This is a genomic window from Anaerocolumna sp. AGMB13025 (assembly GCF_029689925.1).
Classification (GTDB): domain Bacteria; phylum Bacillota; class Clostridia; order Lachnospirales; family Lachnospiraceae; genus Anaerocolumna.
The window spans coordinates 4,252,813-4,275,031 of sequence record NZ_CP121445.1 but is presented as its reverse complement, the minus strand read 5'-3'; the positions used below and the strand labels follow the sequence as shown (position 1 = coordinate 4,275,031).

Annotated in this window: 21 protein-coding genes and 1 other annotated feature; of the genes, 11 read left to right on the top strand and 10 right to left on the bottom strand. The window is 37.9% G+C overall.

Annotated features, from left to right (window positions below; translation table 11 throughout):
• The first annotated feature begins 36 nt into the window (after window positions 1–36).
• The 7 genes from QA584_RS17840 (at window position 37) to QA584_RS17810 (ending at window position 6,651) form a co-directional block, all read left to right on the top strand.
• On the top strand, window positions 37–663 hold the full coding sequence (locus QA584_RS17840) for a hypothetical protein (protein ID WP_278270443.1): 627 nt from the start codon (window positions 37–39) through the stop codon (window positions 661–663).
• A gap of 217 nt (window positions 664–880) precedes the next feature.
• A complete protein-coding gene (locus QA584_RS17835; protein WP_278270442.1) occupies window positions 881–2,008 on the top strand; it encodes an ROK family transcriptional regulator in 1,128 nt (375 codons plus the stop codon).
• A gap of 198 nt (window positions 2,009–2,206) precedes the next feature.
• The gene (locus QA584_RS17830) at window positions 2,207–2,833 is read left to right on the top strand and encodes a DUF4867 family protein (RefSeq protein WP_331487669.1); all 627 of its coding nucleotides are present in this window, start codon (window positions 2,207–2,209) and stop codon (window positions 2,831–2,833) included.
• Between the two features lie 27 nt (window positions 2,834–2,860).
• Window positions 2,861–4,336, top strand: coding sequence for an L-fucose/L-arabinose isomerase family protein (locus QA584_RS17825; protein WP_278270441.1), 1,476 nt, complete (start codon window positions 2,861–2,863; stop codon window positions 4,334–4,336).
• 123 nt (window positions 4,337–4,459) lie between these two features.
• Window positions 4,460–5,266, top strand: a complete 807-nt coding sequence (locus QA584_RS17820) for a polysaccharide deacetylase family protein (RefSeq protein ID WP_278270440.1) — start codon at window positions 4,460–4,462, stop codon at window positions 5,264–5,266.
• Window positions 5,263–6,024 (top strand): TIM barrel protein, encoded by a 762-nt coding sequence (locus QA584_RS17815; protein ID WP_278270439.1) that lies wholly within the window; start codon window positions 5,263–5,265, stop codon window positions 6,022–6,024. Before QA584_RS17820 ends, QA584_RS17815 begins: the two co-directional genes overlap by 4 nt.
• Window positions 6,025–6,423: 399 nt before the next feature.
• On the top strand, window positions 6,424–6,651 hold the full coding sequence (locus tag QA584_RS17810) for a hypothetical protein (RefSeq protein WP_278270438.1): 228 nt from the start codon (window positions 6,424–6,426) through the stop codon (window positions 6,649–6,651).
• 281 nt (window positions 6,652–6,932) lie between these two features.
• On the opposite strand, the gene QA584_RS17805 is transcribed toward QA584_RS17810, so the two are convergent.
• From QA584_RS17805 to QA584_RS17770, 8 genes are all read right to left on the bottom strand, one after another.
• On the bottom strand, window positions 6,933–7,898 hold the full coding sequence (locus tag QA584_RS17805; protein WP_278270437.1) for a DMT family transporter: 966 nt from the start codon (window positions 7,896–7,898) through the stop codon (window positions 6,933–6,935).
• The gene (locus QA584_RS17800) at window positions 7,876–8,721 is read right to left on the bottom strand and encodes an AraC family transcriptional regulator (protein WP_278270436.1); all 846 of its coding nucleotides are present in this window, start codon (window positions 8,719–8,721) and stop codon (window positions 7,876–7,878) included. Before QA584_RS17800 ends, QA584_RS17805 begins: the two co-directional genes overlap by 23 nt.
• A 241-nt stretch (window positions 8,722–8,962) precedes the next feature.
• Complete coding sequence (gene serS, locus QA584_RS17795; protein WP_278270435.1) at window positions 8,963–10,240, bottom strand: serine--tRNA ligase; 1,278 nt, start codon at window positions 10,238–10,240, stop codon at window positions 8,963–8,965.
• A 68-nt stretch (window positions 10,241–10,308) separates the two neighbouring features.
• Window positions 10,309–10,517 (bottom strand) — a binding site (T-box leader).
• Window positions 10,518–10,619: 102 nt separating this feature from the next.
• On the bottom strand, window positions 10,620–11,603 hold the full coding sequence (locus QA584_RS17790) for a P1 family peptidase (protein ID WP_331487668.1): 984 nt from the start codon (window positions 11,601–11,603) through the stop codon (window positions 10,620–10,622).
• A 74-nt stretch (window positions 11,604–11,677) separates the two neighbouring features.
• The gene (locus QA584_RS17785) at window positions 11,678–12,220 is read right to left on the bottom strand and encodes a flavoprotein (protein ID WP_278270434.1); all 543 of its coding nucleotides are present in this window, start codon (window positions 12,218–12,220) and stop codon (window positions 11,678–11,680) included.
• Entirely contained in the window at window positions 12,217–12,990 is a 774-nt protein-coding gene (locus QA584_RS17780) for a phosphopantothenoylcysteine decarboxylase domain-containing protein (protein ID WP_278270433.1), read from the bottom strand. The genes QA584_RS17785 and QA584_RS17780 overlap by 4 nt, the downstream gene beginning before the upstream one ends.
• Before the next feature lie 341 nt (window positions 12,991–13,331).
• Window positions 13,332–14,141 (bottom strand): ATP-dependent sacrificial sulfur transferase LarE, encoded by an 810-nt coding sequence (gene larE, locus QA584_RS17775; protein ID WP_278270432.1) that lies wholly within the window; start codon window positions 14,139–14,141, stop codon window positions 13,332–13,334.
• A 299-nt stretch (window positions 14,142–14,440) separates the two neighbouring features.
• Window positions 14,441–14,866, bottom strand: a complete 426-nt coding sequence (locus tag QA584_RS17770) for a CBS domain-containing protein (protein ID WP_278270431.1) — start codon at window positions 14,864–14,866, stop codon at window positions 14,441–14,443.
• A 256-nt stretch (window positions 14,867–15,122) separates the two neighbouring features.
• Between QA584_RS17770 and QA584_RS17765 the strand changes: the two genes are divergently transcribed.
• From QA584_RS17765 to QA584_RS17755, 3 genes are all read left to right on the top strand, one after another.
• Complete coding sequence (locus tag QA584_RS17765) at window positions 15,123–15,950, top strand: sugar phosphate isomerase/epimerase family protein (RefSeq protein ID WP_278270430.1); 828 nt, start codon at window positions 15,123–15,125, stop codon at window positions 15,948–15,950.
• A 27-nt stretch (window positions 15,951–15,977) separates the two neighbouring features.
• Complete coding sequence (locus QA584_RS17760) at window positions 15,978–17,330, top strand: MATE family efflux transporter (protein ID WP_278270429.1); 1,353 nt, start codon at window positions 15,978–15,980, stop codon at window positions 17,328–17,330.
• A gap of 205 nt (window positions 17,331–17,535) precedes the next feature.
• Complete coding sequence (locus QA584_RS17755; RefSeq protein WP_278270428.1) at window positions 17,536–18,543, top strand: aldo/keto reductase; 1,008 nt, start codon at window positions 17,536–17,538, stop codon at window positions 18,541–18,543.
• A 163-nt stretch (window positions 18,544–18,706) separates the two neighbouring features.
• Here the strand turns inward: QA584_RS17755 and QA584_RS17750 are convergent, their stop codons facing one another.
• Window positions 18,707–19,612, bottom strand: coding sequence for a metallophosphoesterase (locus QA584_RS17750; protein ID WP_278270427.1), 906 nt, complete (start codon window positions 19,610–19,612; stop codon window positions 18,707–18,709).
• Between the two features lie 278 nt (window positions 19,613–19,890).
• On the opposite strand from QA584_RS17750, the gene QA584_RS17745 reads away from it, so the two are divergent.
• On the top strand, window positions 19,891–20,772 hold the full coding sequence (locus QA584_RS17745; protein WP_278270426.1) for a radical SAM/SPASM domain-containing protein: 882 nt from the start codon (window positions 19,891–19,893) through the stop codon (window positions 20,770–20,772).
• A gap of 102 nt (window positions 20,773–20,874) precedes the next feature.
• Here QA584_RS17745 and QA584_RS17740 read toward each other — a convergent pair whose 3' ends face one another.
• Window positions 20,875–21,792, bottom strand: a complete 918-nt coding sequence (locus tag QA584_RS17740) for an aldo/keto reductase (protein WP_278270425.1) — start codon at window positions 21,790–21,792, stop codon at window positions 20,875–20,877.
• Window positions 21,793–22,219: the final 427 nt, after the last annotated feature.

The following is a 22,219-nucleotide window of genomic DNA, read 5'->3' as shown; positions in this document are numbered from 1 at the left end:
ATCCTTATAAATACTTAATGATTTTAGGGTGGTAGGATGGTTATTGATATTGATATTAAAATTGCAAACAGCAATGGACAGCTGATACACCGTTTTTCGAAACGGTTTGATGAAAAAGCAGAGTCAGCTGAAAAAATAAATAAGGAAGGGTTAAGCAAGGATTTTGAAGATTTTCTAGCGGAATATCTTTCAGACAGTGGAAGATCTATCCGGGATAGATTAATGAATGATCCTGAGGCTCACCTGGCGGGTCAGAGAATGGTAGAAAAGGATGAGGCTATGGAGCTTTATGAGGAAGAATCCACAGCGGATGACTGCCCAGACAGCGAAATGGAATATAAAATCCGTATTGGTAAGGATAAAGTAATTGCCGGAAAGATTCCATTCCATAGGCTGGCCAGGTTAAATACGGTGAAGGATGCCCTGGAACGAGAGGAATTATCTGATAAGGCAATGGAAGAACCACATAGAGACTCAGCCCATTCTTCGGACCCTTTCAATGGTACTGCAGGTTCCCGTACCAAGCATAGTACAGACACCAGGATAAAGAATAGGAAGAAAGATACCATAGGTGATTTAGAGATGAATCTTAAGAATCTCATGATTCAGGCGGTAGAAAAATATGAATCAAGTTTTTATCACATGGGGGAAGAACCCACCTGATTCTTGAGATTACTTATGTTGTAAGTATCTATGCAGCAATCCATGATACGATTATTTGTACTATAATCATTTATTTGAGAATATTTTTTACTACAATAATTTTGTGCAATAAACATCTGTGTTAAAATTGTCTGTGATTCAGACAGCGGTACAATATATCCTTGCCATACCTTATGCGAAAGGCTATAATACATATAAAAACATGGGTGGTGATAGTATGACGGGAAAAAAAATTACTTCCATTGAAGTAAAGAAAATGAATAAAAACCGCATCTTTAAATTGATCTATAATAGCAGGGAAATTGCAAGACAAGAGATTGCCGCACAGCTTTCCTTAAGCCTTCCCACTGTTAACCAGAATTTAAAAGAACTGACAGAAGAGGGACTGATTGAATACGGCGGGAATTTTCAGTCCACCGGCGGGAGAAAAGCCCAGGCAATTACACCGGTAGGAGAGGCTGTAATAACTATAGGTCTGGAGATAAGAAGACATCATGTCAGTATATTAGCAATAGATTTATATGGTACGGTTTTAGATTATGAAAAATATTTAAAAACCTTTTCAGAAGAAGAGGAGTACAGCAGATATCTTGGATATCTGGTTCATAATATCGTTGAACACAATCATTTTGATAAAGATAAGATTCTTGGAGTTGGTATTGCAGTTCCGGGGGTCTTTGATCAGAATAAGGAATATATAATTAAAGCACCATCCCTTGGAATAAGCTGTTATCCTTTAAGTAAACTGACTCAGGCCATTGAATATCCCTGTATCGTGGATAATGATGCCAATGCTGGCGCCTTTACGGAATTATGGAGTAATCCGATGGGTGAGGACAAGGCTTATTTATCGGTAGGTAAAGGAGTCGGCGGCTGCATTATAAAAAAGGATGAATTATATAAGGGACATCATCACAGGGCAGGAGAATTTGGACACATGACTGTATCCCCGGGGGGAAAACTATGTAACTGCGGGCAAAGGGGCTGTCTGGAAGCTTACATCTCCACTGCCAGAATTTCGGATGACTTAGGCTGTCAGATTGAAGATTTCTTTTCCGAACTGGATGCAGGAAATATTGAATATTTAAAAATCTGGGACGAATATCTTAAATACCTGTGCATTGGTATTAATAATATTTATATGGTATATGACAGTGATGTGGTACTTGGCGGTGTATTAGCCCAGTATCTGGATCCTTATCTGGAGGAGATACAAAAGCGTCTGGCAGAACGTAATTTCTTTGAAAAAAGCGGAGAATATTTTAAACTCACCCAATATCAGAGCAGGGCAACAGCAATCGGCGCGGCACTACAGCTAGTTAGTAAATTTATCGAAGGAATCTAAAAGTATGTCAGGGGGCTTTGCCTGTACTTTTTGCGCGGTCAAAGCAGAAGTGACTAAAATTTACATGAATTCCTATAAATATATTGACAGATTAGATAAGATAAATTAAAATAATAATATACTTTTAGAAAAGCATTTTATAAAAGTTTTTCGCCTGATATACCAGGTTGATTCTTAAAGGAAAGAAGGGTATGAAACATGAGCGTGGATATTAAACACGTTACAGATCCGGCCTTTGGAAAATACGGACGTATCTTAACCAAAGACTATGATTTGACAGACTTTTTAAAAGTCATGGATGGAATGGAGATTCCAGCGGGAGTTGTTTATGAACCATCTGTAGCAGCTTTGGAGAGCCTTCCTATTATGAAGACTTTCACAGACAGTGTATACGGAGGACTTCCCATACAGATTGGTTACTGCAATGGTCATAACCACCTGTTAAATGCAGTGGAATATCACAGATCTTCAGAGATTAATGTTGCAGCAACAGATTTGATTTTATTAATCGGTATTCAAAAAGATATTACTCCGGAATATACGTATCCAACCGATCAGATTGAAGCATTCTTAGTACCTGCCGGAACTATGATTGAAGTTTATGCCACTACGCTTCATTATGCGCCTTGCGGTGTTAAGGGAGCAGGATTTCGATGCGGTGTAGTATTACCAAAAGACACCAACCTGGATTTAGAAGTAAAACCCATGGGAGCGAAAGAGGATTCCCTGTTATTTGCAAGAAATAAGTGGTTAATCGCCCATTCCGAAGCTAAAATTGAAGGAGCTTTTGTAGGATTAACCGGAGAAAATATATCTGTTTTATAAATTAAAACATATGGAGGATTAATTAAGATGAAAAATATGCCTGAATTAAAAATAGGTATCGTAGCGGTAAGCCGTGACTGTTTCCCAATGACTTTGTCTGTATCCAGAAGACAGGCAGTAGTTAAGGAATTTACAGAAAAATACGGAGATATTTATGAATGTCCCACTTGTGTGGAGAACGAAATCCACATGAGAACAGCACTGAGCGAAGTGAAAGCAGCCGGCTGTAATGCATTAGTAGTATACCTGGGTAACTTTGGACCGGAATCTGCTGAAACTTTATTAGCAAAAGAATTCGGTGGTCCGGTTATGTTTGTAGCTGCAGCAGAAGAAACCGGAGATAACTTAATCGGCGGCCGCGGCGATGCTTACTGTGGTATGTTAAATGCCAGCTATAACTTAAAACTTCGTAATATTAAAGCATACATACCGGAATATCCGGTTGGCACAGCCAGTGAATGTGCAGATATGATTGGAGAATTCTTACCAATCGCCCGTGCTATCATAGGACTTAACAGCTTAAAGATCATCTCCTTCGGACCACGTCCTCAGGACTTCTTAGCCTGCAACGCACCAATCAAACAGCTTTATAACCTGGGAGTTGAGATTGAAGAAAACTCTGAACTTGATTTATTTGAAGCCTTTAATAAACATGCAGGAGATGCCAGAATTCCTGAAGTTATTAAGAGCATGGAAGAAGAACTTGGCAAAGGTAATTTAAAACCTGAAATCCTTCCTAAACTTGCACAGTATGAAATCACTTTACTTGACTGGGTAGAAGGACATAAAGGTTCCAGAGAATATGTAGCTATCGCTGGAAAGTGCTGGCCTGCATTCCAGACTCAGTTCGGATTTGTTCCCTGCTATGTTAACAGCCGTTTAACTGCTATGGGTATCCCGGTATCCTGTGAAGTTGATATTTATGGTGCTTTAAGCGAATTTATCGGAACTGTTGTCAGTGAAGACACAGTTACTTTACTTGATATTAACAACACTGTTCCTGCCGATATGTATGAGGCTGATATTAAGGGTAAACATAACTATACCCATAAAGACACCTTCATGGGCTTCCATTGCGGAAATACAGCAGCTGGCAAATTATCCTTCTGTGCTATGAAATACCAGATGATTATGGCTAGAAACCTTCCGGAAGAAGTAACTCAGGGAACCTTAGAAGGAGATATCGTACCTGGAGATATCACATTCTTCCGTTTACAGAGTACTGCAGATGCAAAATTAAGAGGATACATTGCACAAGGTGAAGTTCTTCCAGTAGCAACCCGTTCCTTTGGTGCTATCGGTATTTTTGCAATTCCTGAAATGGGAAGATTCTACCGTCATGTATTGGTAGAAGGAAATTATCCTCATCATGGCGCAGTTGCTTTTGGTCACTTTGGAAAAGCTATTTATGAAGTATATAAATATCTTGGTGTGGAGGTTGAAGAAATCGGCTTTAACCAGCCTAAGGGAATGTTATACAAGACAGAGAATCCATTTGCTTAATAAGCAGTTATACTAAATAAGATAAGATGCCTTGATGATTTTACCATCTTCAATGGCATCTTATTCTTATTTCAAAAGAGTTTATAGAGGTAAAGGTAATTATATTTATTGGGAGGTTTTTATATGGAGATTCATTTTTTATATCCAAATAGTAAAACGAAAGCACTTACCCTTAGCTATGATGACGGTCAGATTTATGACAGAAGATTGGTAGATATATTAAATAAGTATGGAATGAAGGGTACCTTTCATTTAAATTCTGGCTTACTGGATCAGGAGGGATTTGTGACCGCCAAAGAGATAAAGGAATTGTACCGTGGTCATGAAATTGCCTGTCATGGTGTACGCCATAACTATTTACATCATTTGCCGAAAGAGTTATTGATGCATGAACTGTGGGATGACAGGAAAAGACTGGAGGAGTTAGCAGAGAGCATTGTAGTTGGAATGTCATACGCTTTTGGGGAATACTCAGGCGAGGTAGTAGACTGCCTTAGCCAGATTGGCATAAGTTACGCCAGAACAGTAAATTCGAATAACCGTTTTAGTATACCTGTTGACTTTTTAAGATGGGAACCAACCTGTCATCATAACGGAGGTCTCCTTGATAAAGCAGAAAAATTTTTAAATATACCTGGCTATATGAAACTGCCTTTGTTTTATATATGGGGACACAGTTTTGAATTCGAACGTGAAAACAATTGGGATTTAATAGAGAACTTTTGTAAGACAGTCTCGAATCAGGAGGATGTATGGTATGTTACTAATTTAGATTATTATAATTATATAATGGCAATGAAGAGGCTTGTTTTTAGTCTGGACAGTACGCTGGTGTATAATCCTTCCGGCTTGGCTGTTTGGTTTATGTGTGGGGAAAAAGTTGTTACGGTGCAGCCTGGAGAAACCAAAAGATTGGAGGCTAGCCTATGAAATTAGATATTTGTATTGATATGGTTTTTGGCGGAGAAAGTTTTACCCAGTCTCTGGAAAAGGTCCATGCCGCAGGAATTGCTGGGTATGAATTCTGGAGCTGGTGGGATAAGGATGTAGAGTCCATACTGGATAAGCAGAAAGAATTAAATATGCAGTGTGTTACATTTTGTACAAAATTCGTAACCCTGTTAGACCCTTTAAAGAGGCAGGAATACATAATGGGCTTAAAGGATAGCATTGCCATGGCGAAACGTTTTGGTACAAAGCTTCTAATTACTCAGACAGGCCAAATCATAACTGGAAAAACATATGTAGAGCAGTGGGACAGTCTGGTAGCAGGCTTAAAGGAATGCGGACCGATATTAAAAGACAATGATATTACTTTATTAGTGGAACCCTTAAACCTTTCTGACCATCCCGGTTATTTCCTAACGAAATCTACGGAGGCTTTTCGTTTGATCGAAGAAGTAGGCTGCAGCAATGTCAAAATCTTATATGATATATATCATTTTCAGGTGTCGGAGGGGAATCTGATTCCTACCATTACGAAAAATATTAATGCAATCAGTCATTTTCACTGTGCCGGTAATCCAGGCAGAGGAAATATTACTTCAGGTGAAATTAATTACCGTGAAGTTTTCCGTGCAATCAATCAGTTGCCCTATCAGGGGTTTGCCGGACTTGAAGGTAAAGTATCAGGTGAGAAGGAAGCAGGGATTATAGAGGCTAAAGCTCTCAGCGAATTACTGGAATAAATCATGTTTGTTAACAGATAGGTAGTTATGTGTTCGGTATTTCTTTTTGCAGTGCTATAGCAGGGCAGTCCTGCCTGACAAACAGCAGCTTCAAGGCGGTTTTAAGTGTCTTGGAATTTTAGGGAATTACGGTTGAAATGCGGTAGGTGTAGTGATTTCATCCACGCAGATATCTTTTTAATTAGAGATTTAATTAAAGATTTACATTGACATAACGATTCTGAAACCTTGTTTGTTTATAATGAATTTAACTTGAAACAGTATGGAAAATATAACATACAGCAGAAAATGACAGCAGTCAGACATTATAGACCAGAAAATGACAGGCAGGCAAACAAAAATTTATAACAGACAAATAAGGAAAAAATATGACAGATAAACCGGAAAGGGGTCTTAGTTATGGCAGATGAAATCATGAAACTTTCAGAACAAACTTTTGTACCTGATAGTGTACAAGAGGATTATGATATGCTGTTTGGATCAGCAGATGAATTTCAATATGACGCATCTTATGTAGATGAAATTATAAGCGAATTTAACTTTATATCAGAACAACTTTTAACCTCTATTCGAGACATACTTATGACAATTGACGGATCTGTAACTGTGACAGACGAAGGAATTTAAATATATTAATAGAAAGGTATTTCGTACATAAATTATAGATAATAATTAGGGAGTTATGTTTTCGTGTATGAAGTCTTACGTTATAAAAGATAGAGTAGGTTACTGCGGTATTTAAAACAGTAAAAATATAGACAAATTTGTAATTGTAAATTAGACAAAAGAGAATATAAAAAGGGGACAAAAAAGGATATAAAAAATGGTATCTCAGAAAATCTCATACAGGCAGGGATTTTGAGATGCCATTTTTATGTATTATGTAAATATAGTATGCTTGCCTTATGTCAATTCGGTAGATCGCTGTTAGTAGTATTACCATTACTTAATTTACTTAAGAAAGGAATCTGCCATCTACGGGATTTTGGATTACGCTCTGATAATATCAGACCTAACAGGGTAAGTAATATACCAAAAGCAGCCACACCGGTAATTTTCTCATGTAGGACAAGAGAGGATACTACAACGGTAATAACCGGAACGAAATAGATATATAAACTGCATTTGACAGCTCCCAGTAATTTGGTTGCCAGATTCCAGGTTGCAAAGCATACAGCAGAAGCACCCAGTCCAAGATATAAAATATTAAGCAGGTTAACCGGTTTTGTCAGTTGTGAGATACCAATATCGATCTTAAAATAAAAGACTGCAGGAATCATAAATACCAGACCGTAAAAAAAGATTTTTCTGGTGGAGGTTATGGTTGGATATCCGTGATCGCTTATTTTTTTGGAAAAGACGGAATATACACCCCATACCAGGGCGGCCAGAACAGCCAGTATATCACCTAGTGGGTTCAGTTTCATAACGGTACTTCCATTATAACTGATGAGGATAATACCCGCCATGGCAGTTATGAACCCAATAAAGAAAGAAGGTTTGAGCTTTTCCCCATGTAAAAACATATGGGCAAACAGGGCAGTAAAAATTGGGGCAACCGATACAACAATTCCTACATTAGAGGCATAGGTGTAGGTCAGTGCAATATTTTCAAACAGGAAATATAACGTTACGCCGCTTAATCCTGCACCCAGGAATAATAATTCATGCTTCCTGTCCTTAACCTTAAGTTTGTGCGGAGACATGAGAAACAGAGCCAGGTACCCGATTATAAACCGGATAAACAGTATTTCAACAGGAGTGAAGGATTTTAATAAGACTTTTGTTGAAATAAAGGTAGTTCCCCAGACCACTACGGTGAAAAAGGCAGTGATGTGACCTTTCAATTGATTATTGCTTGTTAATTGATTCATTAATGTTATCCTCTTTAAAAATATTTTGGTATTGCTTTGGTGTCAGGCCGATAAACTTCTTAAAAAAATTGGTAAAATGACTTTGATCCGTAAAACCGGTACTAAGTGCAGCCTCCATAGGTTCAATGCCCTGTTCCAATAACTGCTTGGCCTTGTTAATACGGATGGTTACTAAATACTGATATGGGGTGATCCCTTTATATTTGGTAAAGGAGCGAAGCAGCGAATATTTATTTATATTGGCAGCATGGCTTAAATCGTCAAGGGTTATATTCTCATTATAATTTTTCTCTATGTATTCACAGACGGAACGTATCTCAGGGTTCGTATCGCTTGGTAATTCCTGTGAAAAAGTACCGGTATATTCTGCAATTACCTGTTCCATTAAAAAGAAGAAGATTTCCTCCTTTTCAAAATCCTTTCTTTGTTCCATAATCATCTGGTGCAATTCGCGAAGTAGGGAAACAAGTTCGCTTTTGTAAGCCACCGGCTCTAAAAAGCGGGGCAGGTATTCTTTGCCGGTTAACTCTTTTGTTAGACGTTTCATCACTTCGGGTTTAATGTTTAAACACCTGTAATCCATGGTACTGTTATCTATCCGGGCACAGGCATGATTATCAAATGGATTGAATAGTATAATATCCCCGGTTTTTATATTATATTCCATATTCCTGCAGGACAAGTATCTTTGACCGCTTTCAATAAAACCAATAACATAGTATTCATGGAAATGATTTGGAAAGTTCTGAATGATTCCTTTAAGGCGGTAGGCTTCAATCCCTAATTCAAAATCATAAGTAACGGTGCGTTCTTCCTGATCCAATCTAAAACCTCCTTATCTATGTTACCAGTTTACCAGATAGCAACTATATTTTCTTGTATGATATTGACTATATGATAAAACACCCCTGTCTGTATATCTAAGTAGGAGAGGGGTGTTTATCTGTTTATAATAAATTAAGTTAAAGAACTGTTATTATGAGAGGAGTTATAGCCTGAACGGCTCTGCTCATACTGGGAGTACTTATAGATTCTAGAAATAAAAATTGATGTCTTAAATTATATTATTTAATAACAGTCTTTCCGCCCATATATGGCTGTAATGCCTTAGGAATATTAATGGAACCGTCCTCGTTTAAGTTATTTTCAAGGAATGCAATTAACATTCTGGGAGGAGCCACTACAGTGTTGTTTAAGGTGTGTGCAAAGTACTTGCCGCCTTCTCCTACGACACGGATTTTAAGACGACGTGCCTGTGCATCACCTAAGTTAGAGCAGCTGCCTACTTCAAAATATTTTTTCTGTCTTGGAGACCAGGCTTCCACATCGATGGATTTTACTTTTAAATCCGCCAGGTCACCGGAACAGCATTCTAAGGTTCTTACCGGAATATCCAGGGAACGGAAAAGGTCTACGGTATTCTCCCATAATTTATCAAACCAGAACATGCTGTCTTCCGGTTTACATACCACGATCATTTCCTGTTTTTCGAATTGGTGGATACGGTATACACCTCTTTCCTCCAGACCATGTGCTCCTTTTTCCTTTCTAAAGCAGGGAGAGTAGCTGGTTAAGGTCTGTGGCAGGGAAGTTTCAGGAACGATAGTATCGATAAATTTACCGATCATGGAATGTTCGCTGGTTCCGATCAAATATAAATCTTCCCCTTCGATTTTATACATCATGGCATCCATTTCGGCAAAGCTCATAACACCAGTGACCACATCGCTGCGGATCATATAGGGAGGGATACAGTAGGTAAAACCCCGGTCAATCATAAAATCTCTGGCATAAGATATGACAGCGGAATGAAGTCTTGCAATATCACCCATCAGATAATAAAAACCGTTACCGGCTACTTTTCTGGCACTGTCTAAATCAATACCGTTTAATTTCTCCATGATTTCTGTGTGATAGGGAATATCAAAATCCGGAACGGCAGGTTCACCATAACGTTTTACTTCCACGTTCTCACTATCATCTTTACCAATGGGAACGGAAGGATCAATAATATTTGGAATGGTCATCATAATTTTTTTGATTTTTTCTTCCAGTTCACTTTCCTTTACTTCCAGTTCTGCCAAATGTTCTGTATCCAGGGTAATCTGTTTTTTCAAAGCTTCGGCTTCTTCTTTTTTACCCTGAGCCATTAGGCCGCCGATTTGTTTTGATACTTTATTACGTTCGGAACGAAGCGTATCGGCTTCCTGCTTTGCATTCCTGCTGTCTACATCCAGTGCGATAACTTCGTCCACCAGAGCAAGTTTGCTATCCTGAAATTTATTACGGATATTTTGTTTTACAAGTTCGGGATTTTCCCTTACAAATTTTAAATCTAACATAATTTTTTCCTCCTGAAAATATTTGGCGGTAAAGGAGTCAAAAAAAAATCCTTTCACCGCATATAAAAATATGGGACGAAAGAATTCCGCGTTGCCACCCAAATTGCTGATTAAAAAATGAAATCAGCCACTCGATAATAGTAGGATAGAGGGTACTAACCTTCCGGTTTATCACCGGCAGCTCCAAAAGTGGAAAGATTTAACCTTTCACCGGTTCACACCAACCACCGGCTCTCTGAAGAAAATTATAAATCGCAGCTTTTATCAACACTGTTTTCACATTATTTAATTATTATATACTATTTTCTATAAATTAACAAGATTTTATTTTTTCAAATTTATTGGTTTTATTTTTTCATATTTATTGGTTTATATTTTTTCAAATGTTTAAATCCTTTGAAGACGGATAACCATCAAAGGATTCCGCATTTTTGATTCCGTTCAATATAGCTTGTTCCACGGCTTTGCAGGCCAGGATTCCCACCGCATCCAGGGAAGCGTTAACTTCTCCGGTACACATGGCAAACAGGGTATCTCCGTCAAAAATAGTATGAGTCGGTCTTACTGTTCTTGCGATACCATTCTGTCCAAGAGCGGCAAGCTTTGTAGCCTGGTCTTTATTTAATCTGGCATTGGTCAGAATTGTTCCAATTATGGTGTTTCCGCTGAATAAATCCTCTTTACTTTTATAGCGTTCAAGAATTACCGATTCACTGCCTGCAAACCGGCTGCCATCTGGAGTTCTTATTCCGGCCAAAGTTTCACCTGTATCAGGCGCACAAACATCACCTACACAATTTACTGCAATGACAGCCCCCACGACCAGATCGTTATAGTGAAAAGCAGAACTGCCGATTCCGCCTTTCATTGCCCGTTCTTTGCCGCAGGTAGTTCCCACCGTCGCACCAGTTCCAGCACCATAATTACCGCTTTGAAAAACTGTGCCTGAAAATGCATCCATGCAGGCACAGTAACCCATCTGTGCATCAGGACGTATTTTATAATCGCCAATTTTTAAGTCAAACAGGATAGCAGCGCATACATTGGGAACAACAGTTAGTCCCACATCCCGCCCGATTTTCCGCTCCTCCAGAAAACGCATGACACCGCCTGCCGCATCCAGACCAAAGGTACTGCCACCGGCCAGAGTTATGGCGTGTACTTCTTTTCTGTTGTTAACAGGATTTAATGCATCCGTATCTCTTGTTCCCGGAGAGCCGCCCCTGACATCCACACCGCATACGGCTCTTTTTTCGCAAATAATAACTGTACACCCGGTTGCGGCTTTAACATCCTGTACCTGACCAATTTTAAAACCGTTTATTTCATTAATATTGATAGGTTCAATACTGATGGCATCCATTTTACGTCTATCTCCAATCTCTTTTGTAAGTTTTATCCGGAGTATCATCCGGCAGGAAAGTTGAATATTAGTCCCTATTCGATTTGCAGTATTTTTTTAATATAAGAAACTATGGTTTCCACATCAGCAAGAGCACCTTTACCTAAGTCACCACAGGCTAACAGAGCTTCTTTCGGTTCTACGAATAAATAGCCGTAGGATTTTAGTTTTTCTATATTATTCTGGGTTATGGGATTTTCATACATTGCCGTATTCATAGCAGGGCAGATAATAACCGGTTTATTCCGTACAGCCATGACAACTGTGGAAAGCATATCATCTGCAATTCCCGAAGCTAGTTTTCCAATTATATTAGCTGTGGCCGGTGCGATAACGCAGCAGTCTGCCTTTTGGGCCAGGGAAATGTGGCGGACATCCGGATAAAAGATTTCCTCAAACATATCGGTATATACTTTGTTTTTCGTCAGGGTTTGCAGGGTCAGAGGTGTTATAAATTTAGCTCCGGAGACTGTCATAATAGTATGGACCAAGACCTTGCTCTTAGTAAGCTGATTAGCAATATCTGCTGCTTTGTATGCAGCAATACTGCCGGTGATACCTAACATAATTTCTTTCATCGGATTTTTCTCCTTTTTTGAAGGGCAGCGGCGGCAATGGCATCCGCTATTTCTGCCTTGGTTGTAAACCGGGTATAGTTTTTGTTCTCATCTACCAGATATCCGATATGCTGTTCCCCGGTAATATCGCGTAAATCATTAGCAAGGACAAAGCTGCATTTGTTACACTGCAAAAGGGTATAGGCGGTATCAATCAAAGTTTCAGCACTTACATGATCCAGCAATTTAAAGCCTACCAGTGTTGAAGCTGGTGTAAGCGTTTGGAACAGAGATATAATTTTCGGCGTTTTTTCCATGTATAATATTAAATCATTTATACTGGAGCTGATTTTACCATCCTCCTGCATAAGTGTCTCAGGATTTGCAACCAGAGAAAGAGCAGATTCCTCTGTCAATGGTTGAGCGAAATCGGGTCCTGAATTGATTTTAGATTTTATGGAGTCAGCAAGGAGGGAAGCACTTGTGACTGATTTAACACGGTAATCGCTTACCGCCATGCTATGCACAATAATATCAAAGGAAATTTCTCGGATTAATTTTTTTATGGCAGTTTCAAGGCTTGCCACCGTATCAACATAGATAATTTCTGCTTTTTCAATTTGTGGTAATATGGCTTTTTTTCCACAGATATAGTATATTTTATCTATCCCTTCTAAATTAGCAAAGGCTCTTGCGATAAGACTCCCAAGCATTCCGGTGGAGGTATTGGTTATACTTCTGACCCTGTCAATGTGCTCTGTTGTACCTCCGGCGGTAATTAGTATATTCATAAAAATCCATCCTTTATAGTGATTATTCAATTAATCTGTTATATCAAAAAGCTTTTTGTTATCTTATCAAGTTATTCTAGACTATATACAACGGAAAGTAAATGAATTTTATTAATAGAATAAAAGGAGGATTAAAATAATTGAAATAAAGAAAAAACAGAACTATAATAAGTGCAAAATGAGTAAGGCGTATAAAGTTAGTAGGATATTATACGAGGTGATTTAGTAAGGAAGTCTAAAAATAGATCTCTACTAAAAACGTTCCCTAATCAAAAACCCCTCCTGAGGAAAAATGAACCTCGGAGGGTAGGATAAACTGTTAAAAATACATACTCTTTTTATTACAATTTTAAGGTTTCATTCATGCTGCCAGTGCGGTATCCTTTTAAGTCAAGAGCGGTATAGGCAAAGCCAAAAGACTTAAAAGAATCACTGATATGTTTCATATAATCCAAATCAAAGAATTTATTAATTTCTGCAGGGGACACTTCGATTCGTGCAATATCGCCATGGTGTCTTACACGTACCTGCCGAAACCCTTCATCTATTAAGAGTTGTTCGGCTTTATCAACCATTTCAAGCTTTTCTTTTGTAATTTTCTGTCCGTAAGGGAATCTGGAGGAAAGACAGGCAAAGGACTGTTTATTCCAGGTGGGAAGACCTAAATCCTTGGATAAGCTGCGGATCTCATCTTTTGTTAGCTCGACTGCTCTTAAAGGACTAATAACACCATGTTCAGAGATAGCCTGAAGACCTGGACGGTAATCCCCTAGGTCGTCATGGTTGGAGCCTTCCGCCACATAGTGAATTCCGTGCTTTGCTGCTATATCTCCGATTTTATCAAAGAGTTCGTTTTTACATAAATAACAGCGGTTTTTTGGGTTATCGGAGAAACCTTCTACCTCAAGTTCTTCGGATACGATTATTTCATGTATAATTCCATATTTATCTGTAAAATCTTTTGCTTCTTTATACTCTCTTTCCGGATATGTAGAGGAACGGGCTGTCACAGCAAGAACATTATGTCCTAAAACATCATATGCTGTTTTTAAGAGAAATGTTGAATCTACACCCCCTGAAAATGCAACAGCAACACTTCCCAGTTTTTTTAAGTTTTCCTTTAGTAAATCATATTTTTCTTGTATATCCATTGATATCCACCTTTCTGCCTTATGATGACGGGATGTTTCTGTCATAATTATTATCATAGTAATTCTATATGATTGATATTATAACATAACAGGTGTTCTGTCAACATCAAACAAACGAAAGTTCTATAGCACATCAAACAAACAAAGGTTCTATAGCCGAAGATATGTAACTGGTATACCTTAGAGTTTAAATCGGTATCAGTTGATTAACTGTTATCCTGCCTTTGTAATACAGTAAAGTAGAGGCTGGTTATAAATTGACTGATTACAACAGCAGGATAGTAGTCTTTTTAATATAGCTAAAAAGTATTATTTGGCTTAGAAATATCCTTTAATGCTTCTTCCGCATTATCTGATAGTTTAGGCTCAAGGGAGATATCACCAAGTGCTACTATTCCAACCAGACTATTGTTCTCTACAATTGGAAGCCTGCGGATTTGTCTTTCACTCATAATTCTGGCAGCGTCATCCACATTCATATCGGGGCTTCCCAAAGCCGGATCCATAGTCATAATATCACTTACTTTCTGATGTTTTGTATCCTGGCCGGATGCTACGGATCTTAAGGTAATATCTCTGTCGGTAACAATACCAATTACTTTATCCTGGCTGCAGACCGGAATGGAACCTACATCATACTGTTTCATTAATTGGGCGGCTCGTTCAATAGAATCTTCTGAACTTACACTTGCAATGTCTTTTGACATAATTTCTTTTACTTTCATCTTGTTCACCTCCTATTTTATGTTGCCCACAGGAAAAGTTTTTTATCATAATAATGAAAAGTTAATACTAACATTTTTAGTATATTAAAAAAAAACAAGGAGTGGTCAATAAGAAAACAAGGTATATGGAAAAGTTAAGCTTTGTAATGTATTATATTATATAGTTTCCCTGTACTTATTGACTTGTACTTTCGATACGTATATGCTTGTTACATTGGATAGAATAACAAATCTCTGTAAAAGGCGGTACGTTTTTATGAAAAATATTAAGATTGCAGCACCCTTATATATTCTCAGGGAAGAATGTAAAAAAGATCTTTTCTCTGTATTGGAGAAATTAAAGAGTTTGGGTTTTGAAGGGATTGAATTTCTGGGGTTCTTTGGGAAAAAACCGGAGGATATCCGTAATAAGATGGATGAGCTTGGACTAATAGCTATCGGTAATCATGTAGATTATTATGATTTTAAAAAGGATATAAAAGGTACGATTCAGGTTCATAAAGTAATTGGTTGTAACTATATCACGATTGGCGGACTTCCCAAAGAAAAATTCCCGGACAAAGCCTTGACAGAGCAATATATTGCAGATGTAAACTATATTGGAAGGTGTTGCCTGGAGCAGGGAATTACTCTTTTATATCACAATCATGACAAAGAGTTAGTATATAAAACAAACGGAACGTATTTTCTCGAAGAGATTTTAGATCAGGTTCCGGCAGAGAATCTGGCTTTTGAACCGGATTTAGGCTGGATGGCAATCGGCGGTGCAAAGCCTGAGTATTTTCTCGATAAATACAGTGAGCGGTGTAAGATTATTCATCTGAAAGATTACTATGCAAAGGATACTCTTAAGATTGGTAATGTATTGGAATTAGAAGACAGGAAAGGGGATAAAGAGCATAGCTTCTTTGAATTCCGTCCGGTAGGCTATGGCATTCTTAATATACCGGCGCTGATGAAATCAATCCTTAACTGCAAACCCCAGTGGCTGCTGGCGGACCATGACCTGGCTTATGAGCGGGACAGCTATTATGATCTTAAAATAAGTCTTGAGTATATTAAGAATCTTTTGTTACAGGAATAAGAATAATGAGGGAAGGTCTAAGTTTGTATGGCTGATCGAGCTTTTTATAAGGGTTTGTTTATTCTAGCCGTACCGATTGCATTACAAAATATTATCACTTATGCGGTCGGTCTAACGGATAATGTCATGGTAGGTTCTTTAGGAGAACTGGCTATTTCAGGGGTTTATCTGTGTAATCAGATACAGATAATATTACAGATGTTAGTATCCGGTATTGGGACTGCACTTATTGTGTTAGCCGCCCAGTATTGGGGAAAGAAGGATAAGGAAAGTGTAAAGAGTATCATTGGAATTGCATTAAAGATTGCAGTAGTATGTTCCTTTCTATTTTTTATCCTGGTGTACTTTTTTACCAATCAGTTATTAAGTTTATTTACAAATGATACAGAGGTAATAAAGGAAGCAGTCAGTTATGCCAGAATAATCTGTTTTACCTACTTCTTATTCTGTATCAGTAATGTTTTAAATGCATCCCTTCGATGTGTTGGCACGGTAAAGGTAGGGCTATATCTTTCCCTGGTTTCTTTTTTTCTAAATGTTACCTTAAACTGGGTATTTATTTTTGGAAACCTTGGGGCACCGGCAATGGGGATAAAAGGAGCGGCTGTAGCGACGTTAATAGCAAGGATTGTGGAATTCTGCTGTTTTATTATATATATCAGATTCAAGGATAAGAAACTATCCATAGGTTTGGCCGATATTCTTAATACCAACTTTGTATTGGTAAAAGATTTTTTTCGGTATGGATTTCCTATTATTTTAGGGGACATCTTATGGGGAATCAATTTAGCAGTCCAGGGCGGGATTGTCGGCAGGCTAGGAGCTGACTCCATAGCTGCCGTAAGTATTGCTAATACCATATTTTCCGTTGTTAGCGTAGGTGTTTATGGTATCGCCTGTGCATCTGGCGTTATTGTGGGGAATGCAGTCGGAGAGGGAGACATTTCTAAAATCAAAGAGTATTCGCATAAGCTTCAGGCTGTTTTTCTGGCAGGAGGTGTTATTACCGGAATTGTGTTATTTGTAATAAAGGATTATGTTTTATTGCTCTATAATGTATCTGGAGAAACGATTGAAACAGCCAGAGCCCTCATGACTGTACTAGCCGTAACAGTAGTCGGAACGGCTTATCAGATGTCAACCCTTACCGGAATTGTAAGAGCCGGAGGGGCGACCCATTTTGTACTTATTAATGATATCATATTCGTATGGTTAATCGTAATACCACTTTCCATGTTTATGGCGTTTGTAATTGGAGCACCAACCTGGGTTGTATTCCTTTGCCTTAAATGCGATCAGATATTAAAATGTGCGGTAGCAGTTGTTAAGGTAAACCGTTATGATTGGATTAAGAAACTGACGAAAGAATTCAGTACATAGATAAAAGCATCCTGGCAAGTGCTAAGGATTTTTAACACAGGTTTTGATGCCTTAGAAGTGGCATCGTTACGGGAATAAATAAAAGAGTATATAAATAAAAGAAAATGTAAAAAAAGGAAATGTATAAAAAGAAAATATAAATAATAGAAAGGGTACCACATAAGATTTTTCGCAAGCAAAACTTGTGATATGCGGTGGTGTATATATGAGTCAAATTATATTGGGAAATACAGGTCTGACTGTTAATAAGAATGGATTTGGTGCCTTGCCGATTCAGCGGATTTCCAAAGAAGAAGCAAAGGAATTATTAGTAAAGGCATATAATAATGGTATCAATTTTTATGATACCGCCAGATTTTATACCGATAGTGAAGAGAAAATCGGCTATGCGCTAAACGGAGTTCGGGATAATATTATTATTGCCTCCAAAACCATGTCGGAAACGGCAGAAGGGTTCTGGGAACAGCTTACTATCTCTCTTGGTAAATTAAATACGGATTATCTGGATATTTACCAGTTCCACAACCCATCGTTTTGTCCAAAGCCTTCTGATGGTACTGGTTTATATGAAGCTATGGTTGAAGCAAAAGAAAAAGGGCTGATACGGCATATTGGAATTACAAACCACAGACTGGCTGTTGCCATGGAAGCCGCAGAGTCAGGATTATATGAAACGATCCAATTTCCCTTTAGTTATCTGGCAACTGAAAAGGAGATAGAACTGGTCAACCTATGCAAGACAAAGGGCATTGGATTTATCGCCATGAAAGCTTTATCCGGTGGATTAATCACCAATTCCTCAGCTGCCTATGCATATCTAGAAAAATTTGACAATGTACTTCCTATCTGGGGCATCCAAAGAGAGAGGGAACTGGATGAATTTATTGCTTATGACAAAAATCCTCCGGTTTTAAACGAGTCCTTACAATCTGTCATAAAAAAAGATACTGCCGAGTTAGGAAAAGATTTCTGCCGTGGCTGCGGTTACTGCCTGCCATGTCCCGCAGATATTGACATACCCACCTCTGCCAGAATGAGTCTTATGATAAGACGTGCTCCGACTTCGGTTTATTTAAATGATTCCTGGAAAGAAAAAATGAAGAAGATAAAAGACTGTATCCATTGTGATCACTGCAAGAATCACTGTCCCTATGGACTTGATACTCCAAGGCTGTTAGCAGATAATTTTGAAGATTATAAAAATTTTATGTAGAGGGAAACTTTACAGCTTGACATCTCTGAGAACCTGATTGGAACATTGCTGAAATCAGTAATCTACGCTGTGAAGGAGTCTTGGTTTAGATATCCTTCACAGCGTAGTATACTTCGTTTTGCTTAATGCAAGGTTGTGTTCTGCGAAGTCCCTCAATCTTTCATCAATAAGGATAATTTTTAAGCGTATATTTTTCAATATCTTCAGGACCTCTCATAACTGTTCGTACAATTTCTAGGCCCCCATTATCATCAGTCCGAATCCGCCAGTCTACCATTAAAATTTTGCCGCCGATTATTTCGATGCCGGTTATGCCTTTGGTGTGAATACTGCAGCCGGTGTTAAAGTAGGGAAGTTCTGCAGATTTAGGAAATCTGGGGCGGTGGGTGTGGCCGCAGATGAGCATCCGTTTGTGATTTCTGATCCAGCGTTTATAGGTTTTTTCTATCTTGTGTCTTTTATAAAGATTCTTGGCAGGGCTTGCCGGGTTATGGAAGCCTACTACATGGAGATAGCGCCAGAAGTATCGCAGCATGAACATGGATATTACCCATAACTGGTCATTCATAAGATCGCCCTGGTGTCCGTGGACAATAAAAATTTCCTGACCGGTTGCTTTATTTTTAAGTACCATGGCTTCGTGTGGAATAATACCTTTAAAAAGGTCCTGTTTATTTTGATTATACTCGTCATAATAATTATAATAATTATTTTTTACATAATGTTTATTTTTTAAGTAAATATTATGGTTACCATAAATAATACGCATCCGGTTATCATCGGCAAATTTCTTAAGACCTAAAAAAACATCGCTGTGGGCTAAACGGATTACCTTAAAATCCGGATATTCCCAAAGCTCGTCTCCGTCCCCTACTTCTACATAAGTATATTTATTCCGGTTATAATATTCCAAAGCACGCAGGAATAGAATCTGATTTCTTGCAAATTCATCGGAGACACTATCATCACCTCTGTGACAGTCACTGAAAAATATATATTTGGAATTCTCGTCGAAGTATTCGACTTTTGCATGTTTGTAAGCTTCAGTCAATCTTTTATCCGTAAACATATCAATCACCCCGTAGTTGAAATATACTAAGGCTTGCAATACAATAAACAAGTCATCAGGTAATATACCCCAATTTAGCTTTCTTTATGACATAGATTTCTGAATTAATATGAATCTGAAGGTTTTAGTAAATAAACCTAAGTTAGTAATAGCTGAATTAGAGTAAAGAAATCTTTGGAAGCTGAGTCAGGATGGAACTTAAAATCTTATCAGTTGATATTCCTGTCCAGATTTGTTACTCTAATCTCATAACAGTGTAAGAATATAAGGAGAGCAGTTTGAGAAAATTTAAAAAGTTTTATATTGAAATAACCAATGTATGTAATCTGGCCTGCAGTTTTTGTCCGGTAACCGGGCGTGAGGCTGAGTTTATGAAGATAGATGACTTTCATAAAATATTAGATCAAATAAAGCCATATGCAGAGTTTCTGTATTTTCATGTAAAGGGTGAGCCGCTACTGCATCCGGAACTGGATAAATTTTTGGATATCAGTTATCAAAAAGGGTTTAAAGTTAATATTACAACCAATGGAACCCTTATCTCTAAAGTAAAGGATCTGTTACTGGATAAACCTTCTTTAAGACAGATTAATATTTCCCTTCACAGTTTTGATGGTAACCAGAACATGAATCATAAAGCTGCTTATATGGAAAATATAATTTCTTTCATAAAAGAAGCAAGAAAGAAGACAAATATTATTATATCTTTAAGACTTTGGAATTTGGAGAGGGATAACCAGATTAATTTAACCAATAACAAAAACCGGGAAATACTGACTGTCCTAGAGCAGGAATTTAACCTTCCATATCAGATTCAGGATGTGGTTATTTCAGCAAGAGGAATTAAACTTGGGGAAAGATTATATCTTAACCAGGACCATGAATTTACCTGGCCTGGTCTGGGGGAACCGGAAGATGAGGGTATAGGTTTTTGTCATGGATTACGAAATCAGGCAGCCATCTTAGTTGACGGTACGGTCATTCCCTGTTGTCTTGATGGGGAAGGCATAATCGAATTAGGTAATATTCATGAAACTGAGTTTTCAAAAATTATAGAAAGTAATAGGGCAGCAGCTCTTTATAACGGATTTACCAATCGACAGGCGGTTGAGGAACTATGCAGGAAATGCGGTTATCGTAAAAAATTCGGAACCAGATAAGGAAATCGAAGCATAAAAAAGCAATACCCGTTCCTAGCTATCATTTCATCAGGGCATTGCTTTTTTATAGATATATAGTGTACTGTTTTAGGTTTGGAGGAGTTACGGCAGTTTATTCCCTGCGGCTCTGTATACTTCGTACCATTCCTGTCTGGTTAATTCAATATCGGAAGCCTTGCAGATATCTTTCAAACGTCCGGCATTGGTGGTACCGGCTATGGTCTGGATTTTTGCCGGATGCCTTAAAATCCAGGCAACAGCAATGGCAGAATTAGTTACGCCCTTAGCTTCTGCAAGTTCATCTATTTTTTTATTAAGTTCCGGGAATTTATCATTATTTAAGAAAACCCCTTCAAAGAAACCGTATTGGAAAGGTGACCAGGCCTGAATGGTAATATTCTTTAAACGGCAGTAATCAAGAACACTACCATCTCTGACGATAGAAGGATCAATCTGCATATTAACATTAAAACCTGCATCAATCATGCCTGTATTGGTAATACTTAGTTGCAGCTGGTTAGCAATTATTTTTTGATTCAAATAGTGACTCAGTAATTCCATCTGCATGGGATTTTGATTGCTTACTCCGAAGTTTCGGACTTTTCCGCTGCTAAGTAAACGGTCAAAAGCTTCAGCAACTTCTTCGGGTTCTACTAAAGTATCCGGTCTATGGAGAAGTAAAACATCGATATAATCTGTATTCAAGCGTTTTAAGCTGTTATCAACAGATTCTAATATATGTTCTTTTGAAAAATCAAAAAAACCCGGACGAATACCGCATTTGGTTTGGATAATCAGATCTTCACGCTTGATTTTATTAAGTTTTACTGCCCTACTAAATACCTCCTCTGATTTACCTCCGCCATAGATATCAGCGTGGTCAAAGAAATTGATGCCTTCATCTAATGCTGTCTGGATTAAAGTAGCTGCGTCTTTGTCAGACATATCTGATATTCTCATACAACCTAAGGATATTTCTGAAGCAAGGACTGCTCCATTTGACATACTAATTGTTTTCATAATAATCTTCATTCCTTTCGTTTTGCTCAGTCACAATTGTTATATGAGTGTTGAGCTTCATTTAATTATTCTGTTATAGTTACCAATGTGACAATGGATATACTATAGATTACCGTGGGAGGTGTTGAGGTCTCTCCTTTGCCAAATCAAACCTGCATAATAACCACTGATACCTTTTCTACAGTGAATAGAGTTTTAAAGAAATGGCAATCCGATGGAATCCCATATCTGATTATATATCCTAGAGATAACTCTAGGTCAAGGGAATGTTTGAAAGTTTGTTTGAAAGTTTGTGTAAAAGTTTGTGTGAAAGTTTGAAAAGTTTGATGAAAGACTTGATGAAAGAAGTTTGTGTTGAAGTTTGTGTTGAAAGTTTGAAAAGTTTGATGAAAGACTTGACGAAAGTTTGAAAGTTTGATGTTTGAAA

Excerpts from the sequence above, each read along its gene's own strand:
- QA584_RS17825 (WP_278270441.1), top strand. The coding sequence starts at position 2,861 with ATGAAAAATATGCCTGAATTAAAAATAGGTATCGTAGCGGTAAGCCGT.
- QA584_RS17785 (WP_278270434.1), bottom strand. The coding sequence starts at position 12,220 with ATGAAAGAAATTATGTTAGGTATCACCGGCAGTATTGCTGCATACAAA.
- QA584_RS17765 (WP_278270430.1), top strand. The coding sequence starts at position 15,123 with ATGAAAAATATTAAGATTGCAGCACCCTTATATATTCTCAGGGAAGAA.
- QA584_RS17840 (WP_278270443.1), top strand. The coding sequence starts at position 37 with ATGGTTATTGATATTGATATTAAAATTGCAAACAGCAATGGACAGCTG.
- serS (WP_278270435.1), bottom strand. The coding sequence starts at position 10,240 with ATGTTAGATTTAAAATTTGTAAGGGAAAATCCCGAACTTGTAAAACAA.
- QA584_RS17790 (WP_331487668.1), bottom strand. The coding sequence starts at position 11,603 with ATGGATGCCATCAGTATTGAACCTATCAATATTAATGAAATAAACGGT.
- QA584_RS17810 (WP_278270438.1), top strand. The coding sequence starts at position 6,424 with ATGGCAGATGAAATCATGAAACTTTCAGAACAAACTTTTGTACCTGAT.
- QA584_RS17770 (WP_278270431.1), bottom strand. The coding sequence starts at position 14,866 with ATGAAAGTAAAAGAAATTATGTCAAAAGACATTGCAAGTGTAAGTTCA.
- QA584_RS17780 (WP_278270433.1), bottom strand. The coding sequence starts at position 12,990 with ATGAATATACTAATTACCGCCGGAGGTACAACAGAGCACATTGACAGG.
- QA584_RS17835 (WP_278270442.1), top strand. The coding sequence starts at position 881 with ATGACGGGAAAAAAAATTACTTCCATTGAAGTAAAGAAAATGAATAAA.
- QA584_RS17755 (WP_278270428.1), top strand. The coding sequence starts at position 17,536 with ATGAGTCAAATTATATTGGGAAATACAGGTCTGACTGTTAATAAGAAT.
- QA584_RS17830 (WP_331487669.1), top strand. The coding sequence starts at position 2,207 with ATGAGCGTGGATATTAAACACGTTACAGATCCGGCCTTTGGAAAATAC.
- QA584_RS17820 (WP_278270440.1), top strand. The coding sequence starts at position 4,460 with ATGGAGATTCATTTTTTATATCCAAATAGTAAAACGAAAGCACTTACC.
- QA584_RS17760 (WP_278270429.1), top strand. The coding sequence starts at position 15,978 with ATGGCTGATCGAGCTTTTTATAAGGGTTTGTTTATTCTAGCCGTACCG.
- QA584_RS17740 (WP_278270425.1), bottom strand. The coding sequence starts at position 21,792 with ATGAAAACAATTAGTATGTCAAATGGAGCAGTCCTTGCTTCAGAAATA.
- larE (WP_278270432.1), bottom strand. The coding sequence starts at position 14,141 with ATGGATATACAAGAAAAATATGATTTACTAAAGGAAAACTTAAAAAAA.
- QA584_RS17750 (WP_278270427.1), bottom strand. The coding sequence starts at position 19,612 with ATGTTTACGGATAAAAGATTGACTGAAGCTTACAAACATGCAAAAGTC.
- QA584_RS17805 (WP_278270437.1), bottom strand. The coding sequence starts at position 7,898 with ATGAATCAATTAACAAGCAATAATCAATTGAAAGGTCACATCACTGCC.
- QA584_RS17815 (WP_278270439.1), top strand. The coding sequence starts at position 5,263 with ATGAAATTAGATATTTGTATTGATATGGTTTTTGGCGGAGAAAGTTTT.